The sequence below is a fragment of the Undibacterium sp. Di27W genome, from assembly GCF_049340345.1.
Lineage (GTDB): Bacteria > Pseudomonadota > Gammaproteobacteria > Burkholderiales > Burkholderiaceae_D > Undibacterium.
Map to the genome: position 1 here is coordinate 1 of NZ_JBMPOS010000094.1, position 588 is coordinate 588.

1 protein-coding gene is annotated in these 588 nt (G+C 48.5%); it reads left to right on the top strand.

Annotated elements, in window-relative coordinates:
* On the top strand, positions 1-588 hold a 588-nt coding region (locus ACO0LF_RS31440; protein WP_423021332.1), incomplete at both ends, for a diguanylate cyclase domain-containing protein.

Consider the following 588-nt stretch of genomic DNA (forward strand, 5'->3'; position numbering starts at 1 on the left):
AGGATGAATATGAATTATCGGAGTTGAGTCCATTGCATATGGCGTGGGCCAGACGTCGTCTCACTCGTTCTGGTTCTGGCCTGGCAGTGACGATACAGGATATTAGCGAGAGAAAAGAAGCTGAAAAAGAACTTCAGCGCCTGGCGACGAAAGACATGTTGACCGGTTTGTATAACAGGCACTGGCTAATGGAGTATTTGCCAAAAGCGATACAGAGGGCAAAAACGACCAAACAAATGTTGGCACTGCTATTTATTGATCTGGACGGTTTTAAGAACGTGAATGATTCCCAAGGCCATATTGCTGGCGACCAGTTACTGAAATCAGTTGCATCCAGATTGTTATCTGTATTGCGGCCATCTGACAATGTCGTACGCCTAGGCGGAGACGAGTTCCTGGTTGTACTGGAGCCGGTAGAAAGGGAGAGTCAGCCAACTCGTGTCGCGGAGCGTATCGGCGACGCCTTCCAGCAGCCTTTCTGGTGGGAGGGGCAAAAACATCAGATTGGTGCGTCAATCGGTATCAGTCTCTACCCGCTCGATGGTGACACCACTGAAATTCTATTAAAAAATGCCGATATTGCCATGT